Source organism: uncultured Jannaschia sp. (genome assembly GCF_947494025.1).
Taxonomy (GTDB): domain Bacteria; phylum Pseudomonadota; class Alphaproteobacteria; order Rhodobacterales; family Rhodobacteraceae; genus Jannaschia.
This window is the reverse complement of sequence record NZ_CANLTQ010000003.1, coordinates 122735-139201: the sequence shown is the minus strand read 5'-3', so window position 1 is coordinate 139201 and position 16467 is coordinate 122735. Positions and strand designations below refer to the sequence as shown.

At 72.4% G+C, this 16467-nt stretch carries 17 protein-coding genes; 7 read left to right on the top strand and 10 right to left on the bottom strand.

Features of this window, described 5'->3' with window-relative positions:
- Positions 1-76 precede the first annotated feature (76 nt).
- Positions 77-337 (bottom strand): GlsB/YeaQ/YmgE family stress response membrane protein, encoded by a 261-nt coding sequence (locus tag Q1B08_RS07265; RefSeq protein ID WP_299816643.1) that lies wholly within the window; start codon positions 335-337, stop codon positions 77-79.
- Between the two features lie 126 nt (positions 338-463).
- On the opposite strand from Q1B08_RS07265, the gene Q1B08_RS07260 reads away from it, so the two are divergent.
- Positions 464-745: a DUF6525 family protein gene (locus Q1B08_RS07260; protein WP_299816641.1), complete on the top strand. Its 282-nt coding sequence runs from the start codon at positions 464-466 to the stop codon at positions 743-745.
- Positions 746-761: 16 nt separating this feature from the next.
- On the opposite strand, the gene dapD is transcribed toward Q1B08_RS07260, so the two are convergent.
- Positions 762-1610 (bottom strand): 2,3,4,5-tetrahydropyridine-2,6-dicarboxylate N-succinyltransferase, encoded by an 849-nt coding sequence (gene dapD, locus Q1B08_RS07255; protein WP_299816639.1) that lies wholly within the window; start codon positions 1608-1610, stop codon positions 762-764.
- A 93-nt stretch (positions 1611-1703) separates the two neighbouring features.
- Here dapD and Q1B08_RS07250 point away from each other — a divergent pair, with 93 nt between their 5' ends.
- Complete coding sequence (locus Q1B08_RS07250; RefSeq protein WP_299816637.1) at positions 1704-2150, top strand: DMT family transporter; 447 nt, start codon at positions 1704-1706, stop codon at positions 2148-2150.
- A gap of 4 nt (positions 2151-2154) precedes the next feature.
- Here Q1B08_RS07250 and Q1B08_RS07245 read toward each other — a convergent pair whose 3' ends face one another.
- Together Q1B08_RS07245 and Q1B08_RS07240 are read right to left on the bottom strand one after the other, a co-directional pair.
- Positions 2155-2667: a thioredoxin family protein gene (locus tag Q1B08_RS07245; protein WP_299816635.1), complete on the bottom strand. Its 513-nt coding sequence runs from the start codon at positions 2665-2667 to the stop codon at positions 2155-2157.
- Between the two features lie 67 nt (positions 2668-2734).
- Entirely contained in the window at positions 2735-3643 is a 909-nt protein-coding gene (locus Q1B08_RS07240; protein ID WP_299816917.1) for a threonine/serine dehydratase, read from the bottom strand.
- A gap of 73 nt (positions 3644-3716) precedes the next feature.
- Here Q1B08_RS07240 and Q1B08_RS07235 point away from each other — a divergent pair, with 73 nt between their 5' ends.
- Positions 3717-4577 carry an LOG family protein gene (locus tag Q1B08_RS07235; RefSeq protein WP_299816633.1) on the top strand — a complete coding sequence of 287 codons (861 nt, stop codon included), beginning with the start codon at positions 3717-3719 and terminating at the stop codon, positions 4575-4577.
- A gap of 111 nt (positions 4578-4688) precedes the next feature.
- Here Q1B08_RS07235 and Q1B08_RS07230 read toward each other — a convergent pair whose 3' ends face one another.
- The 4 genes from Q1B08_RS07230 to fsa all read right to left on the bottom strand — a co-directional run bounded on the left by Q1B08_RS07230 (position 4689) and on the right by fsa (position 7622).
- Positions 4689-5066, bottom strand: coding sequence for a rhodanese-like domain-containing protein (locus Q1B08_RS07230; protein WP_299816631.1), 378 nt, complete (start codon positions 5064-5066; stop codon positions 4689-4691).
- 55 nt (positions 5067-5121) lie between these two features.
- Positions 5122-6063 carry a tyrosine recombinase XerC gene (locus tag Q1B08_RS07225; protein WP_299816629.1) on the bottom strand — a complete coding sequence of 314 codons (942 nt, stop codon included), beginning with the start codon at positions 6061-6063 and terminating at the stop codon, positions 5122-5124.
- A complete protein-coding gene (locus Q1B08_RS07220) occupies positions 6060-6791 on the bottom strand; it encodes a DUF484 family protein (protein WP_299816627.1) in 732 nt (243 codons plus the stop codon). Before Q1B08_RS07220 ends, Q1B08_RS07225 begins: the two co-directional genes overlap by 4 nt.
- Positions 6792-6968: 177 nt before the next feature.
- A complete protein-coding gene (gene fsa, locus Q1B08_RS07215; protein ID WP_299816625.1) occupies positions 6969-7622 on the bottom strand; it encodes a fructose-6-phosphate aldolase in 654 nt (217 codons plus the stop codon).
- A gap of 140 nt (positions 7623-7762) precedes the next feature.
- On the opposite strand from fsa, the gene Q1B08_RS07210 reads away from it, so the two are divergent.
- The 4 genes from Q1B08_RS07210 (at position 7763) to Q1B08_RS07195 (ending at position 12937) form a co-directional block, all read left to right on the top strand.
- A complete protein-coding gene (locus Q1B08_RS07210) occupies positions 7763-9952 on the top strand; it encodes a primosomal protein N' (RefSeq protein WP_299816623.1) in 2190 nt (729 codons plus the stop codon).
- Between the two features lie 125 nt (positions 9953-10077).
- Positions 10078-11163: a histidinol-phosphate transaminase gene (gene hisC, locus Q1B08_RS07205; RefSeq protein ID WP_299816621.1), complete on the top strand. Its 1086-nt coding sequence runs from the start codon at positions 10078-10080 to the stop codon at positions 11161-11163.
- Positions 11160-12089, top strand: coding sequence for a prephenate/arogenate dehydrogenase family protein (locus tag Q1B08_RS07200; RefSeq protein ID WP_299816619.1), 930 nt, complete (start codon positions 11160-11162; stop codon positions 12087-12089). The genes hisC and Q1B08_RS07200 overlap by 4 nt, the downstream gene beginning before the upstream one ends.
- Positions 12086-12937, top strand: coding sequence for an extensin family protein (locus tag Q1B08_RS07195; protein ID WP_299816617.1), 852 nt, complete (start codon positions 12086-12088; stop codon positions 12935-12937). The genes Q1B08_RS07200 and Q1B08_RS07195 overlap by 4 nt, the downstream gene beginning before the upstream one ends.
- A gap of 68 nt (positions 12938-13005) precedes the next feature.
- On the opposite strand, the gene Q1B08_RS07190 is transcribed toward Q1B08_RS07195, so the two are convergent.
- The gene (locus Q1B08_RS07190; RefSeq protein WP_299816615.1) at positions 13006-15237 is read right to left on the bottom strand and encodes a peptidoglycan -binding protein; all 2232 of its coding nucleotides are present in this window, start codon (positions 15235-15237) and stop codon (positions 13006-13008) included.
- The gene (locus Q1B08_RS07185; protein ID WP_299816613.1) at positions 15238-16440 is read right to left on the bottom strand and encodes a biopolymer transporter ExbB; all 1203 of its coding nucleotides are present in this window, start codon (positions 16438-16440) and stop codon (positions 15238-15240) included. It lies immediately after the preceding gene.
- Positions 16441-16467 lie beyond the last annotated feature (27 nt).

Below are 16467 nucleotides of genomic sequence, written 5' to 3'. Positions count from 1 at the left end.
CCGAGTGCGGCGGCGGGGCCGCCCACGAAAAAGGGCGCCGCGATGCGACGCCCTTCGTGTCCGGTTCGCGATTCCGTCAGGATCGTCCGCGCACCATCCGGACGACCCAGATCAGCAGGCACGCGCCGATCACGGCCACGATCAGCTGGATCAGCCAGCTTCCCTCGCCCACCGTGTCGCCGAGGACGAGCGCCAGCAGGAAGTTCGCGACAAGGGCGCCGACGATGCCCAGGACGATGTTCATGAGAAGTCCCATGTCCGAATGCATGATCTTCTCCGCGATCCAGCCGGCCAAGCCGCCCAGAATGATGCTCATGATCCAGCCGATACCAGCCATATTGTCGTTCCTTCGCTCAGGTTGTGCTCCAGTGACGGAACGTCGCACCCGGCCCGGCGGTTCCCCGCACACGCGCGGGTTTGACAGGGCGGGCGGATGGGCCATCCTTTCGCCGCGGAGGGACATATGACGCGGGAACGCCCCGATCCGTCGGCCGAGCTGCGCGCGTCGCAGGCGCGGCGCCGGCTGATGAACGAGTACGATCACCTGCCCGCCGAATTGCGCGCGTGGCTCGCCACGGCCAAGCTGCAATGGGCGCCGCGCTCGGCCGCGCGCGCCTGGCGCCGGGCGCTGTGGCGCGGCCTCGGACGCAAGCGGCGGGCCCTCGAACTCATGGACGCGCTCGAGGCGGAGCGGATCGCGCGCGAGGGTTTGCCCTACACGCCGCCCGGTCCCGACCGGCCGTGACGGCGGAGGCCGGATCTCAGGCCCGGAGCAGCTCGTTGATCGCCGTCTTCGACCGGGTCTTCGCGTCGACCTGCTTGACGATCACGGCGCAGTAGAGGTTCGGCGCGGCCTCGCCGTTGCCCATCGTCTGGTTGCCCGGCATCGAGCCGGCCACGACGACGGAATAGGGCGGCACCTCGCCATAGGTGATCTCGCCGGTGACGCGGTTCACGATCCGGGTGGACTTGCCGATGAAGACGCCCATGCCCAGCACCGAGCCCTCGCGCACGATGCAGCCCTCCACCACTTCGGACCGCGCGCCGATGAAGCAATTGTCCTCGATGATCGTCGGGTCGGCCTGCAGCGGCTCCAGCACGCCGCCGATGCCCACGCCGCCCGAAAGATGGACGTTCCGGCCGATCTGCGCGCAGGAGCCGACCGTGGCCCAGGTGTCGACCATCGTGCCGCTGTCGACATAGGCGCCGAGGTTCACGAAGGACGGCATCAGCACCACGCCCGGCGCGATGTAGGCCGAGCGGCGCACGATGCAGTTGGGCACGGCACGGAAGCCCGCGCGCTCCCATCTGGCGGCGTTCCAGCCGTGGAACTTGCTGTCGACCTTGTCCCACCAGGACCCGCCCTGCGGACCGCCGGTCTGCACCTCCATGTCCTTGAGCCGGAAGCCCAGCAGCACCGCCTTCTTGGCCCACTGGTTCACATGCCACGTCCCGTCCGTTCCCCGCTCGGCCACGCGCAGTTCGCCGGAATCGAGCGCGCCGAGCGTGGCGGAGATCGCCTCGCGCGTCTCGCCGGTGGTTTGCGGCGTGACGGTGTCGCGGGCCTCCCATGCGGCGTCGATGGCGGCTTCGAGCTGTTGATAGGGCATGGCGAGCCTCCGGGCGTGCGGGCTTGATTGCGGCGCTCATATCGGCCAGCCCGCGACGGGGCAATCCCGCCCCCGTCCCGCCGGAGCCCACCGATGCCCACCCCGTTCCTGATCCCCGTCCTCGTCGTCTTCGCCGCCGGGCTCGGCTTCGGCGTGCAGGCGCCGCTCAACGCGGCGCTCGGCCGGCTCATCGGCGGCGGCGTCGCGGCGGCCGCCATCTCCTTCGGCGTGGGCTTCACGGCGCTCCTCGCGATGACCTTCGCCTTCGGGCAGGGCGGCGCGCTGCTGCGGGCGGGCAACGTCGATCCGGTCTACTGGATCGGCGGGCTGTTCGGGGCGCTCGTGGTCTGGGCGATGCTCTGGTCGGTGCCGACCGTGGGCATCCTCACCGCGCTCGCGGCCCTGATCCTGGGCCAGCTCGCCTCGGGCCTCGTGCTCGACGCGACGGGGGCGTTCGGCCTGCCGGTCCACGCGGTGACGCCGACGCGGGTGCTGGCCTGCCTCATGGTCGCGGGCGGGCTGATCCTGTCGCGGTTCTAGGGCGTCAGGCCCGCCACTTGATGGAGCAGCCCATGCCGGCGACCTGGTCCGGCACGTCCTGCCCGGCGGCCACCGCCCGCATCGCTGCACGCAGCTCCGCCTGCCGCCCGCGGTAGCGCAGCGCGAGGTCCGGCCCGTAGCCGAACAGATCCGGCGTGCAGACCGCGCCGAGCGCTCGGGCCACCGCCTGCGTCTCGTCGACGAGATAGGGCACGGTCAGACCGTGTTCGGCGGCGAAGGCGTCCATGTGTTCGGGCGCGTCCGAAGGGTAAACGGACCAGTCGTTTGGCATGATGCAGCAGCCCCCGATCCCCTCCTCCGCGAGCGCGGCGAAATCCTCGGCGAGCCCGGCCATCTGCCGGCGCACATGCGGGCAATGGTTGCAGATCACCGCGATCACCAGCCCGCCCGGTCCCGCCAAATCCGCCCGCGTCCAGGTTCGCCCGGCCGCGTCGGGCAGGACGAAATCGGGGCAGGGCGTGCCGAAGGCGGTGTCGACGATCTCGCTCGTGGCCATGACGGGTCTCCGTTCGCTAGGGGGGTCGCGTCCGAACATAGCCCCGCCCGGCCGCGAGGCACGCGTCTCAGCTCAGCGGGTCCGGCGCCGGGTTCGCGCCACAGACGAGCACCGCGACCCGCTCGCCTTCCGCCGGAACGTAGGCGCCCGAAAGCAGCGCGGCCAGCGCGCAGGATCCGGCCGGCTCCACCCATTGCCGCGCCTCGCGCCAGAGCACGGCCTGCGCTTCGAGGATAGCGGCGTCCGGGACGGTCACGCTGGTCATGCCCCGCGCCAGCCCGAAGCAGATCTCCCCGATCCGCCGGGCGCCGAGCGCGTTGGCCCCCACACCCGACACCTCGACGTCGACGGGCGCCCCCGCGGCCAGCGCCGCATGAAGGGCGGGCGCCTGTTCGGGCTCCACCGCCACGACCTTCCGCGCGCCCCCGAACCAGGCCAGCGCGCCGCCGATCAGCCCGCCCCCGCCGACCGCCACCAGCACCGTGTCCGCCGCGAGGCCCTGCGCCTCCCATTCCGCGAAGCAGGTCCCCTGCCCCGCCACGGTCGGCACGGCGTCGTAGGCATGGACCTGCATCGCGCCGGTCGCGGCCTCGTGCGCCCGCGCCGCGTCCAGCGCGTCGGCATAAAGGCCCGGCACGACGTGGCAGATCGCCCCGGCCCGCTCGATCAGCCCGATCTTCGAAGGGCCCGCCACCTCGGGGACGAAGACATGCGCCGGATGACCGAGCTTTGAGGCCGCATAGGCCACCGCCGCCCCGTGATTGCCGCCGGAGGCCGCGACGATCCCCGCCTCGGGCACCTCCGACGACAGCAGCGTGTTGAACGCGCCGCGCGCCTTGAAGCTGCCGGTATGCTGCATCTGCTCGAGCTTCACCTCGACGTCGAACCCGCCGAGCGCGAGCCGCGCGACCGGCGTCACGCGGGCATGCCCCGCGATGCGGTCCCGCGCCGCGCCGATCTCCGTCCGCCAATCCACCGATCGTTCCATGTCGCACCTCCCCTTCGGGGCTGTTAGAGCGGCGGCGAGACGTGGACGCAAGGACGAGCCGATGACCGAAGAAAGCCGCAACCACCCCCTGCGCCAGGCCGGCGAGGATTGGCAGACCGCGCGCACCGTTCCCGACACGCCGCAGACCCGGTCCCCTGCCTACCGGCTGGCGTTCACCGACGACGAGTTCCTTTGCCGCGACGAGCTGCGCCCGGTCCGCCTCCAGCTCGAGCTGATGAAGGCGACGCATCTCATGGACGCGGCGGAGGTGGACTCGACGATCGTGTTGTTCGGCGGCGCCCGCGTCCCCCGGCCCGAAAACGCGGCCGGAGCCCGCACGGACACGCTGCGTGACCTGGCCGGCCAATACGAGGAGGCGCGCCGCTTCGCGCGCATGGTCACGGAGCGGTCGCTCGCGGAGACGGGCGGGCGCGAGAACGTCATCGTCACCGGCGGCGGCCCCGGCGTGATGGAAGCCGGCAACCGGGGCGCGATCGACGCGGGCGGGCGCTCGATCGGGCTCAACATCGTGCTTCCGCACGAGCAGGCGCCGAACGAATACGTCACCCCGGAACTCAGCTTCAACTTCCACTACTTCGCCATCCGCAAGATGCATTTCCTGATGCGGGCGGCCGCGATCTGCGTGTTCCCCGGCGGGTTCGGCACGCTGGACGAGCTGTTCGAGGCGCTGACCCTGATCCAGACGGGCCGGATGCGGCGCGTGCCGTTCCTGCTGTTCGGCGAGGCGTTCTGGCGCAGCATCGTGAACTGGGAGGCGCTGGAGGCGGCGGGCACGATCGGCGCCGACGACCTCGAACTCTTCCGCTTCGTGGAAACGGCGGAGCAGGCGATGGGCTACATGGACGACTGGCCCCTGCCCCGTACCCGCCGCGACACGATCCCCGGCCGGGTGGAGGCCTAAGCCGTCGCAGCCCGGCGACGCCGCAAACGAGGCGTGACGCAGACGGTGTGATCGCCCCGTGATACGGACAGGGCACGTCCCGCCCCCCGGGGCGCGGCCGGGCCCGGAGCCTCAGCCCTTCGGTTCGGGCAGCTCGACGGGACCGCCGGCCTCGACCCAAGCCTCCATGCCGCCGTCGAGATGCGCGACCTCGAACCCCATTTCCTTGAGCGCCGCCGCCGCCAGAGCCGACCGCCAGCCCATCGCGCAATGCAGGACGTAAGGCCCGTCTCCCGCGAAGACCTCGCGATGGTAGGGGCTTTCGGGATCCCACCAGAACTCCAGCATGCCGCGCGGCGCGTGGATCGAGCCGGGGATGTGGCCCTTGGCCCGTTCGCGCACGTCGCGGATGTCGACGATCACCGCCTCCGGCGTCGCGCGGAGCCGCGCGACGTCCCATTCTTCGATCCGGGCGCGCGCTTCGGCGACCAGTTGCTCGGCTGTTTTCATGCCAGCAGCCTGCCCCGCGCCGACCAGCGGCGCAAGCCGTCCAGTCGCCCCGGAATCAGCGTCCGTGCGGATGGGCCTTGGTGTAGACATCCATCAGGTGCACCGCGTCCACCGCCGTGTAGGTCTGGGTCGTCGAAAGGGAGGCATGGCCGAGCAGTTCCTGGATCGCCCGCAGGTCGCCGCCCGCCTCCAGCAGATGCGTGGCGAAGCTGTGCCGGAGCGCGTGCGGCGTGGCCGAGGAGGGCAGGCCGAGCTGCATCCGCGCCCGCGCCATCACGGCGGCGACGCTGCGCGGATTGAGCGACCCGCCGCGCACGGCCCGGAACAGGGGCGCGTCGGACGACAGGTCGAACGGACAAAGCGCCGTGTAGCGATCCACGGTCGCGCGCGCGACGGGCAGAACGGGCACGAGCCGCTCCTTGTTGCCCTTGCCGCGGATGCGGAGCATGTCGGGCAGGGGCGCGTCGGCGCCGGTCAGGCCCAGCCCTTCGGAAATGCGCAGCCCGCAGCCATAGAGAACCGTCACCACCGCCACGTCGCGCGCCGCGATCCACGGCGTCTCGTTCTGCAGGCCCACCGTCTCGATCAGGTCCTTCGCCGCCGCCTGCGGCAGGGGGCGCGGCAGCGGCTTGCGGAACTTCGGCGCGCGCGTGGCAAGAATCGCGGTCGGGTCGAACCCCTCGCGCTCGCAGAGCCAGCGCACGAAGGTCTTGACCGCCGAAAGCCGCCGCGCGACCGAGCGTCCCCCCGCGCCGCGCAGCCGCTCCGCCGCCATCCAGGCGCGCATGTCGGCGGCGCTCAGCCGCCCGATCTCCGCAAGGCCCATCGGCCCGCCGCGATGCGCCGCCTGAAACGCAAGAAAGGTCGTCACGTCGGTGCCGTAGGCCGTGAGCGTATTCGCCGCCGCGCCGTCGAGCGCCCGCATATGCGTCAGCCACGCGGCGATCGCGTCCCGGGCGCCGGGACTGATCTCGAACGCCGCGCGGGAGGCGGTCATGCCTGCGCCAGATGGCGCACGAGGATACGCTCGAAGGCGGCGGCGAAGAAGCCGAGCAGTTCCGTCCCCTGCCCCGGCCCGAACTGCGCCGCGTCCTCCGCTCCGAAGATCAGCAGGCCCGGACCGCGACCGGCCCCGAGGTCGAGCCGGAGCAGCGCCTCCGACCGGGTGCGCCGGGCGTCGGGTCCGAAGATCTCGGGCGCGGCCGGCGCGCAACGGCGCAGCGTGACCTGCGGCGCCGGACCCTCGCGGCCGCGCGTCACGTAGCCGTCCACGAAGCCGGTGGCGACCGGGGCGATGGCCGGGTGCGAGGCCGCGCCGGGCGGCGCGCTTTCAAGCGCGAGGCGGACGCTGTCCACGCGAACGATGGCGGCGATCTGGTCGGTCAGGTTGTCGAGAAGCTCCGGCAGCGTGTCCGCCTCCAGCAACGCCAGAACGCAGCGATGGATCTGGTTCGTGCCGGCGAGGTTCTCGTAGGCGGCCGCGATCACGCTGCGATGCGTGTCCTCCAGCCGGTCGAGCCGCGTCTCGAGCCGCTGCATGGCGATGCCGCGCAGGTCGACGACGTTCCCGCCCATCCGCTGCGCGTTCGCGGCGATCAGCGCGCGCATCACGTCGCGATCCTCGAGCACGAGGTCGGGGTCGGCAAGGACGCTGTCGCGCCAGTCCCGATCCCGCGCCTGCGGGCCGTTCTCCGCGTCGCGCGCCAGCACGGTGTTGTCTGCCATCTGCCTCTGCTCCGGTCTGCTGCCGATCGTCCGGACGCTAGCACGGGCCTGTTGGGGGGCCGCCGGGAAAACGCGGCGGGCGGCGCGCTTTCGCCGGAGCGGTGTGGCACCGGCGTCGATCCGCGACGGTTTGTGGCGCTCCTGTGGCAGGGCGCCGAACCGGCGCCCTGCCGAAGGTCAGACGATCTTGATGCCCGCTTCCTGCGCGTCCTTCACGAACTGGTCGAGCCCGTTCTTCGTGAGCGGATGCTTGATCATGTCGTAGATGACCTTCGGCGGCGCGGTGGCCACGTCGGCGCCGATCAGGGCGGCCTCCTTCATGTGGTTCACCGTGCGGATGGAGGCGGCGAGGATCTCGGTCTCGAGGTCGTAATTGTCGAAGATGGTGCGGATGTCCTGGATCAGCTCCATTCCGTCGATGTTCATGTCGTCGATCCGGCCGATGAAGGGCGACACGAAGCTCGCCCCCGCCTTCGCGGCGAGCAAAGCCTGGTTGGCCGAGAAGCAGAGCGTCACGTTCACCTTCGTGCCCTCGTCGGACAGGATCTTGCAGACGCGCAGTCCTTCCCAGGTCATCGGGACCTTGACGCACACGTTCGGGGCGACCGTGGCGAGGTGCTTGCCCTCCTTGAGCATCTGGTCGAAGTCGATCGCCACGACCTCGGCGGAGACGGGCCCCTCGACGATGTCGCAGATGGCCTTCGTCGTCTCGATGATGTCGCGGCCGGACTTCAGGATCAGCGACGGGTTGGTCGTCACGCCGTCGAGCAGATTGAGGTCGTTGAGCTCGCGGATGGCGTCGATATCGGCGGTGTCTACGAAGAATTTCATGGCGTCCTCGGGATCGCTTCGGGTTCGGCGCACGATAGCGCGAACGCGCCGGAAGGACCATCCCCGCCGGCGGGCCGATGCGCGCCCGTCCGGCCGCGCCGGCTCTGGCATCCGGGCCGCGGGGGGCCGATATGGGGGCCATGGCGACGCTCCATCCTCCCGGCGCGCCGGTGGCCGTGCAGACGACGCAGCCGCTGGACCGCGCGCTCGACTACCGCGCGCCGGCGGGCGGCGTGGCCGACGGCGCCGTCGTGGAGGTGCCGCTCGGGCCGCGCCTCGTGCTGGGCGTGGTCTGGGGCCCGGCGGCGGGGGACTGGCCGGTCGAGAAGCTGCGCGGCATCGCCCGCGTGCTCGACGTGCCGCCGATGGCCCGCCCGTTCCGCGACTTCGTCGAACGCGCGGCGGCCTACACGCTCACCCCCCTGCCGGCGATGCTCAGGCTCGCGTTGCGGGCGCCCGGCCTCGGCGGGGCGGAGGGGCGGCGCAGCGTCTACCGGGCGGGCGACGGCGCGCCGGACCGGATGACGCCGGCGCGCGAGAAGGTGCTGGCGCTTCTGGACGAGCGGCCCGACGACGTCTTCGCCCTGTCGGAGCTGGCCGACCTCGCCGGGGTCTCGACCGGTGTGGTGAAGGGACTCCTGCCCTCGGGCGCGGTGCGGGAGATTGTCCGCCCGCGCGACGCCGACTTTCCGCCGCTCGACGCGTCCCGGCCCGGCAAGCCGCTGGCGGAGGATCAGGCCGCGGCGGCGGACGCGCTGCGTGCGGGTCTCGCCGCGGGAGGCTACCGCACGACGCTTCTACGGGGGGTCACCGGTTCGGGCAAGACCGAGGTCTATCTGGAGGCCGTCGCCGAATGCCTCGCCCGCGGGCGGCAGGCGCTGGTCCTCTTGCCGGAGATCGCGCTGACCGCGGAGTTCCTCACGCGGGTGGAGGCGCGGTTCGGCGCGCGGCCCGCCGAATGGCATTCCGGCGTCACCCAGGCCGAGCGGCGGCGGACGTGGAAAAAGGCCGCGGACGGGCAGGCGCGGCTGATCGTCGGCGCGCGCTCCGCGCTGTTCCTGCCGTTCCGCGAGCTCGGCCTCGTCGTCGTCGACGAGGAGCACGACACCTCCTACAAACAGGAGGACGGCGTGCTGTATTCCGCCCGCGACATGTCCGTCCTGCGGGCGAACTGCGAGGGCGCGCAGGTCGTGCTCGCCTCCGCCACGCCCTCGCTCGAAAGCTGGGCCAACGCGGAGGCCGGGAAATACGCCCGCCTCGACCTTTCCTCGCGCTACGGCGATGCGGTGCTGCCGCGCCTCGCCACGATCGACATGCGCGAGGCGGACCTGCCCTCGGGGCGCTGGATCTCGCCGCGGCTCCGGGGGGCGATCGCCGGGCGTCTGGCGGCGGGCGAGCAGTCGCTCGTCTTCCTCAACCGCCGCGGCTACGCGCCGGTCACGCTGTGCCGCGCCTGCGGCCAGCAGATCGCCTGCCGGCATTGCGACGCGCGGATGGTGGAGCATCGCTTCCGCCGCGAGCTCATGTGCCACCAATGCGGCGCGACCGCGCCCGTCCCGCCGGCCTGCCCCTCCTGCGGGGTGGAGGGCAAGCTCGCCGCGGTCGGCCCGGGCGTGGAGCGCATGGCCGAGGAGGTGTCGGGCCTGTTCCCCGAGGCGCGCGTGGCGATCCTGTCGTCGGACCTGTTCGGCTCCGCCCGGGCGCTCAAGGCACGGGTGGAGGAGATCGCGGCGGGCCATGCCGACATCGTCGTCGGCACGCAGCTCGTGGCGAAGGGGCACAACTTCCCGCACCTCACCCTGGTCGGCGTGATCGACGCGGATCTCGGGCTGCAGGGCTCCGACCTGCGCGCCGCCGAGCGGACCTACCAGCTGATGCGGCAGGTCTCGGGGCGGGCCGGACGGGCGGAGCGGCCGGGCGAGGCCCTGTTGCAGACCTGGCAGCCCGAGCATCCGGTGATCCGCGCGATCCTGTCGGGCGACGAGGAGGCGTTCCTGCGCGAGGAGGCGGAACAGCGCCGCGCGGCGGGCGTGCCGCCCTACGGGCGCATGGCGGGCATCGTGATCTCCGACCCGGCGGCGGACGTGGCCTTCGACGTGGGCCGCGCGCTCGCCCGCCGGGCCGCCATGCTGGAAGACGTGGGGGCCGAGGTCTACGGCCCCGCCCCCGCGCCCATCGCGCGCATTCGCGGCCGCCACCGCGTGCGGCTTCTGGTGAAGGCGCCGCGGCAGGCGCCGATCCAGCCGGCGCTGGCGGCCTGGGTGGGCGCCATCGAGATCCCCCGCTCGACCCGGCTCAGCATCGATATCGACCCGCAGAGCTTCCTTTGAACGGCGGAGCGAAGGGCCGGCCCTTCGCGCATCCCGGGATATTTCCGAAGCAAAGACGGGGCGGCGCCATTGCCCCGGCCCCGCCGGCCCGAATAGAACGGCGCGACGCATTCGGGGGATCACAGATGAGCGCCGCACCCGCGCCCCAGCCGGGGATCATGGAGATCGAACTCTACCAGGGTGGCGCCTCGAAAGTCGACGGCGTCGCGGACGTCGTGAAGCTTTCGTCGAACGAGAACCCGCACGGCCCCTCCCCCGCCGCGATGGCGGCGGCACAGGCGGCACTGGCGGAGATGAACCGCTATCCGAACACCGACCACGCGAGCCTTCGGGCGGCGATCGCGGAGGTGCATGACGGGCTCGACCCCGACCGGATCGTCTGCGGCGTGGGCTCCGACGAGATCATCCACCTCCTGTGCCAGTGCTTCGCGGGGCCGGGCGACGAGGTGCTGCACACGCATCATGGCTTTCTGATGTACGCCATCAGCGCGCGGGCGGCCGGGGCCGTGCCCGTCTCCGCGCCGGAACGGGACCGCCGCGTGGACGTGGACGCGCTTCTGGACGCGGCGACGGAGCGGACGCGTCTCGTCTTCATCGCCAACCCGGCCAACCCGACCGGCACGCTTCTGGGCGGGCAGGATCTCGTGCGGCTGGCCGACGGGCTTCCGGGGGATTGCCTGCTGGTGCTCGACGGGGCCTATGCCGAGTTCGCCGAGGATTTCGACGGCGGGCTGAACCTCGCCGGCACGCGGGCGAACGTCTTCGCCACCCGGACCTTCTCCAAGATGTACGGGCTGGGCGGGATGCGCGTCGGCTGGGGCTACGGCCCGCGCGAGGTGATCGACGTGCTGAACCGCGTGCGAGGGCCGTTCAACCTTTCCAGCGTCGCGCTCGCCGCGGCGGAGGCGGCGGTGGGCGACCGGGACTTCGTCGCGATGTGCCGGGCCGACAACGCCCGGCAGCGGGCGCGGCTGCGCGCGGGGCTGACCGCCCTCGGCATCCCGTCGGATCCGTCGGAGGCGAACTTCGTGCTGGCGCGCTTCGGCGACGAGACGGAGGCCGCCGGATGCGACGCGTTCCTCAGGTCGCGCGGCGTGATCGTCCGGCATCCGCGAAGCTACGGCCTGCCGCATTGCCTGCGAATGAGCGTCGGCGACGCCGCTGGAACCGACCGCCTCCTCGACGCGCTGGCCGCGTGGCGCGCGGGATGAGCGACGAACCGATCTACCGGCGGGTCGCGCTGATCGGCCTCGGCCTGATCGCCGGGTCGATGGGTCTCCGGATGCGGCGCGACGGGCTGGCCGGAGAGGTCGTGGGCCATGCTCGCTCGGCGGAAACGCGCGGCGTGGCGGTCGAGATCGGCCTGTGCGACCGGGTGACGGACAGCGCGGCCGGGGCGGTGGCGGGGGCCGACCTCGTCGTGCTCTGCGTCCCCGTCGGCGCGATGGCGGAGGTGGCGCGGGAGATCGGCCCCCATCTGGCGCGGGGGGCGACGGTCACGGATGTCGGTTCCGTCAAGCGCGCGGTGATCGACGCCGTGGCGCCGCACCTGCCCGATCACGTCGATTTCGTGCCCGCCCACCCGCTCGCCGGAACAGAGCATTCGGGCCCCCGCGCGGGTTTCCCCGAACTGTTCGAGAACCGCTGGTGCCTGCTCACGCCCGAAGCGGGGATGGAGGCCGCGGCGGCGCGGCTGGCGCGGCTGTGGCGGGGTCTCGGCGCGAACGTGGACCGGATGGAACCCGACCACCACGACCTCGTCCTCGCCGTGACCAGTCATGCGCCGCACCTCATCGCCTACACGATGGTGGGGGTGGCCGACGATCTGGGCCGGGTGACGGACAGCGAGGTGATCCAGTATTCCGCCGCCGGCTTCCGCGATTTCACGCGCATCGCGGCCTCGGATCCGACGATGTGGCGCGACGTGTTCCTCAACAACCGCGAGGCGACGCTGGAGATCCTCGGGCGCTTCACGGAGGAGTTGTTCGCGCTGCAACGGGCGATCCGCACGGGGGATGGCGACCTGCTGCACGACTACTTTTCCCGGACCCGGACGATCCGGCGCGGGATCATCGAGGCGGGGCAGGATACCGACGCGCCCGATTTCGGCCGCGCCCACGGGGAGCGCCCCGCGTGAGGGCCGCGCTGGCGCTCCTCCTGACGATACTGCCCGCTCACGCGGAACCGCGCCCCGCGCCCCGGCCCGAACCGGAGGTGGCCGTCCTGTCGGAGGGCGGCACGACCGGGGTGCCGGACGTGGCCGCCGTCGCGCGATCGGCCCGACCGGTGCAGCAGCTCGAAGGGCCGGACGGGATCGCCGCGCGGGGAGGAACCGGAACGGCGGCGGGAAAACGCGACGACGGGGGCATCGTCCGCGTCTCGGACCGCCCGGAGACGCGTCCGGAGGATCGCGATCCGCCCGCGCCCGCGCCGGCGCGGGCGTCGCCGGGGGACGCGCGCGCCGGCGGCCTTTGCGGGCGTCGCTCCCTCGCGGGAGAGGCGATCGCGCCGGTCACCGGGCCCGGCGGCTGCGGCATTCCGGACGCGGTGCGCATCCGAAAGGTGTCCGGCCTGACGCTGACCCGGCCCGCGCGGATGGACTGCGCCACGGCGCTGGCGCTCGACGACTGGGTCCGCGACGCGGTGGTTCCGGGGATCGGCGCGCGGGGCGGCGGACCCGTCGCGCTGCACGTTGCGGCGGGCTATGCCTGCCGCCCGCGCAACAGCCAGCCCGGCGCGAAGATGAGCGAGCACGCGCTCGGCCATGCCATCGACATCGCCGCGATCCGGCTCCGGGACGGGTCGGAGCTGAGCGTGCTGCGCGACTGGGACGAAGGGGCGGAAGGACGCATCCTGCGCGCGCTGTGGCGAGAGGCCTGCGGCACGTTCGGCACCGTGCTGGGCCCGGAGAGCGACCGCTTCCATCAGGATCACTTCCACCTCGACACCGCGCGCTACCGCGACGGCGGCGCCTATTGCCGGTAGGACGGGTCGCGCGCCCGTCCTACCGGCGCGATGCGCCGGGCGGGGTCCGATCCTCTGCTTCGGTCGCCTCAGCGCTCCGTCAGCTTGAGCTCGATCCGCCGGTTCCGGGCCCGTGCCTCCGCCGTGCCGGACGTGTCCACGGGCTGCCACTCTCCGAAGCCGGTGGCGGCGAGGCGCGTCGGCGGCACGTCGAGCGCGTCGATCATGTAGCGCACGACCGACAGGGCGCGCGCCTGGCTCAACTCCCAGTTGTCGGCATAGGCCCCGCGCCCGGTGAGCGGCGTGGCGTCGGTATGACCGTCCACCCGCAACACCCAGTCGATCCCCTCCGGAATCTCGCCCGCCACGTCGAGGATCACCTCGGCGACCTGCGCGATCTGGCTGCGGCCTTCCGGCTGCAGGTTGGCGGAGCCCGGGGCGAACAGGACTTCGGAGGAGAAGACGAAGCGGTCGCCCACGACCTCCACCCCCTCGCGCCCGGACAGGACCTCGCGCAGCTGGCCGAAGAACTCGGAACGGAAGCGCTTGAGCTGCTCGGCCTCCGCCTCCAGCGCCTCGGCCTCCGCCTGGAGGCGCACGCGCTCCGCCTCCTCCAGATCGGCGCGGGCGCGCTGGTCGGTCGCCGCCTGCGCGAGCGCGGCATTGAGGCGGGCGCCGAGGCTTTCGACCTGCACCGCGCCTTCGGTATCGCGGCCCTCGTATTCGTCGAGCAGGTTGCGGATGCCGCCGAGCTGGGTGCGAAGCTCGGCCAGCTGCCGGTTCAGGGCCTCGGCCTCCCGCTGCGCGGCGATGCGGTCGCCGTCGGCCTCGGACAGTTGCGCTTCCGCCTCCGAAAGGAGCGTGTCGAGACGCTGGCGTTCGGTCATCGCCGCCTCGACCTCGCTCCGGGCCGCGACCCGGGCCGCCAGGGCGGCGGCGAGCGCGTCGCGCAATTCCGCCTCGGTCACATCCTGCGCCTCCCGCGCGGCGAGCGCGGTCGCGAGACGGCGTTCCAGCTCGGCGCGGCGGGCCTCGGCGTCGGCGGCCTCCGCCCCCTGCGCGGCGAGGGCGCTGTTCAGGCGGGCGACCTCCGCCTCCAGCGCCGTCGACGCGCCCTCCTGCGTTTCCACCGCGGCGAGCGCGGCGGCAAGCCGCTCCTCGATCGCCGCGATGCGCGCCTCCGACTCCGAAAGGCGCCCGGCCGTCGCCGCGCGATCCGCCTCAACCGCGGCGAGACGCTCCTCGACCGTGGCCGTCGCGTCCTGCGCCAGCGTCACCTCGGCCAATGCCTGCGCCAGCCGGTCGTCCAGATCGTCGCGCGCCGTCCGCGTCGCGGCGAGCAGCGTCAGTGTCTCCTCTGCGTCCCGCCGCTCCTCTTCCAGCGCGAGCGTCATCGCGGTGAGTTCGGCATCCGCCTCGGCGAGCCGCGCGCGCAGTGCCTCTGCCGCAGCGGCTTCCGCTAGCCGCCGGGCCTCCTCGTCGGAAAGCTCGGTTTCCGTCTCCGCGAGCCGTTCGCGCAGGGCCTCGGCCGCGGCGGCCTCCCTCAGGCGGGCGGCCTCCTCCGTGTCGAGGCCCTCCTCCAGCGAGGCGACCCGCGCCTCGAGCGTCGTGCCGGTCTCCCGGGCGGCGTCGAGGCTGGCCAGCGTATCGGCGAGGGTCGCCTCCCGCGTCTCCGCCTCGGCGCGCAGGTCGGCGGCGAGCGCCTCCAGCGCCTCGCGCTCGGCCGCCGCGCGGCGCGCTGCCTCGGCCTGCGCGTCGATCTCCTCGCGCGCGGAGGCGAGGGCGAGCTGCGCCGCCTCCTCCGCGTCGATCACCCGTTCGAGCGCCGCCCGCGAGGTGCGAAGCTCGCCGGCCAGCGCCTCGCGTGCCGCTTCCGTTTCCGTCAACGCGCCGGCCAGTTCGTCGCGCTCCGTTTCCGTCGCGGAAAGCGAGGCTTCGAGGCGCTCGCGCGTCGCCAGAAGCCCGGCGATCCGCTCTTCGAAGGAGGTCACGCGCCGCGTCAGCTCATCGCGATCCGCCGAAAGCGTCGCGATCCGCGTGGCCTGCCGGTCCCGCACCGTTCCGAGTTCCGCGACCTCGTCCTCCAGCGCGGCGCTGCGCTGCTCCTCGAGCCCGAGCGCATCCGCGAGCGAGGCGATCTGCCCGCCGAGTTCGTCGAGCTCCAGCCCCTGGTTCGAGATCGTCTCCGACAGGATGAACTGCACGATCATGAAGATCGACAGCACGAACATCAGCACCAGCAGCAGCGCCGTCATCGCGTCCACGAAGCCCGGCCAGACATTCGCGGTGAACCGCTGCCCGTTGCGCCGCTGGAACGCCATTCAGCCCTCCTTGCCCCCTCCGGCCCCGAGCGAATCCTGCACGTGCCGGTTGAGCTGCCGCAGGGACCGCGTCAGGGCGGCAAGGTCGCCGCGAAGCTCCGCCACCGTGTTCTCCTGTCCCTCCTGCATGGCTTCGAACACCTTGAGGAGCTGCACGTCGATCGAGCGCAGGCGCATCCGGCTCTCCGCGTCGAGCCCGTCGCCGCCGCCGCCGGTGTTACGCAGGACCGCGACGATGTTCTCCTGCCCCTCGGCGACGCGTTCCAGGGCGCGCGCCGTGCTGCCGCCCTCCTCCATCCGGTTGGCCATGGAGGTCACCGCCTCGCCCAGCCGCGCCATCTTCGAATCCGCCGCGAGCCGCCCCGCCTCCGCGCGGGCGAACATGTCCTGCAGCGTCTCCATCTGGTAGTTCATGTGGTCGAGCACGGCGGCCAGCGAATACTGGTCGATCGTTTCCTCCCCGCTGTCGCCGACGAGGCCCACGCGGGTGATGGAGGAAAGCCAGTCCTCCATCTCCCGGTAGAAGCGGTTCTGCCCGTGGCCGGCGAAAAGTTCGAGCAGCCCCACCACCAGGCTCCCCGCGAGGCCGAGAAGCGAGGAGGCGAAAGCCGTGCCCATGCCCGAAAGCTGGCTTTCCAGCCCGCTGATGAGGCGCCCGAAGACGGCGACGCTGCCCTCGTCGGCGGACGGCGCGAGGTTGCGGATCGTGTCGACCACCGCCGGCACCGTCGTGGCCAGCCCCCAGAACGTGCCGAGCAGGCCGAGGAAGATCAGCGTGTTGACGATGTAGCGCGTGATGTCGCGCGCCTCCTCCATCCGCGCGCCGACCGAGTCGAGGATCGAGCGGGAGGAGGTGGACGAGATCTGGCTGCGGGCCGAGCGGGACCGCAGCAGCGCAGCGAGCGGGGCGAGCATGCCCGGCGGGCGCGAGATGTCGTGGCCCGCGCGCCGCTCGGCGAAGCCCTCGATCCAGGAGACCGAGCTGAACAGCTGGAACACCTGCGCGAAGCAGGCGATCACGCCGAGGACGAAGACGAGGATGATCGTGCCGTTGAGCCACGGATTCGCGGCGAAGATCGGGGCGACCTGCGGATAGGCGAGGAACACGCCCGCCCCCACGGCCGCCAGCACCGCCAGCATGTAGACGATCTGCCGGATCGGTTGCGAGAACTGCGTCCCGTGCTCTAGCGGCGCGCGTGCCATCTGCCTCCGGCCCTGTTCGGGCGCCCG

Excerpts from the sequence above, each read along its gene's own strand:
- Q1B08_RS07265 (WP_299816643.1), bottom strand. The coding sequence starts at position 337 with ATGGCTGGTATCGGCTGGATCATGAGCATCATTCTGGGCGGCTTGGCC.
- Q1B08_RS07260 (WP_299816641.1), top strand. The coding sequence starts at position 464 with ATGACGCGGGAACGCCCCGATCCGTCGGCCGAGCTGCGCGCGTCGCAG.
- dapD (WP_299816639.1), bottom strand. The coding sequence starts at position 1,610 with ATGCCCTATCAACAGCTCGAAGCCGCCATCGACGCCGCATGGGAGGCC.
- Q1B08_RS07250 (WP_299816637.1), top strand. The coding sequence starts at position 1,704 with ATGCCCACCCCGTTCCTGATCCCCGTCCTCGTCGTCTTCGCCGCCGGG.
- Q1B08_RS07245 (WP_299816635.1), bottom strand. The coding sequence starts at position 2,667 with ATGGCCACGAGCGAGATCGTCGACACCGCCTTCGGCACGCCCTGCCCC.
- Q1B08_RS07235 (WP_299816633.1), top strand. The coding sequence starts at position 3,717 with ATGACCGAAGAAAGCCGCAACCACCCCCTGCGCCAGGCCGGCGAGGAT.
- Q1B08_RS07230 (WP_299816631.1), bottom strand. The coding sequence starts at position 5,066 with ATGAAAACAGCCGAGCAACTGGTCGCCGAAGCGCGCGCCCGGATCGAA.
- Q1B08_RS07225 (WP_299816629.1), bottom strand. The coding sequence starts at position 6,063 with ATGACCGCCTCCCGCGCGGCGTTCGAGATCAGTCCCGGCGCCCGGGAC.
- Q1B08_RS07220 (WP_299816627.1), bottom strand. The coding sequence starts at position 6,791 with ATGGCAGACAACACCGTGCTGGCGCGCGACGCGGAGAACGGCCCGCAG.
- fsa (WP_299816625.1), bottom strand. The coding sequence starts at position 7,622 with ATGAAATTCTTCGTAGACACCGCCGATATCGACGCCATCCGCGAGCTC.
- Q1B08_RS07210 (WP_299816623.1), top strand. The coding sequence starts at position 7,763 with ATGGCGACGCTCCATCCTCCCGGCGCGCCGGTGGCCGTGCAGACGACG.
- hisC (WP_299816621.1), top strand. The coding sequence starts at position 10,078 with ATGAGCGCCGCACCCGCGCCCCAGCCGGGGATCATGGAGATCGAACTC.
- Q1B08_RS07200 (WP_299816619.1), top strand. The coding sequence starts at position 11,160 with ATGAGCGACGAACCGATCTACCGGCGGGTCGCGCTGATCGGCCTCGGC.
- Q1B08_RS07190 (WP_299816615.1), bottom strand. The coding sequence starts at position 15,237 with ATGGCGTTCCAGCGGCGCAACGGGCAGCGGTTCACCGCGAATGTCTGG.
- Q1B08_RS07185 (WP_299816613.1), bottom strand. The coding sequence starts at position 16,440 with ATGGCACGCGCGCCGCTAGAGCACGGGACGCAGTTCTCGCAACCGATC.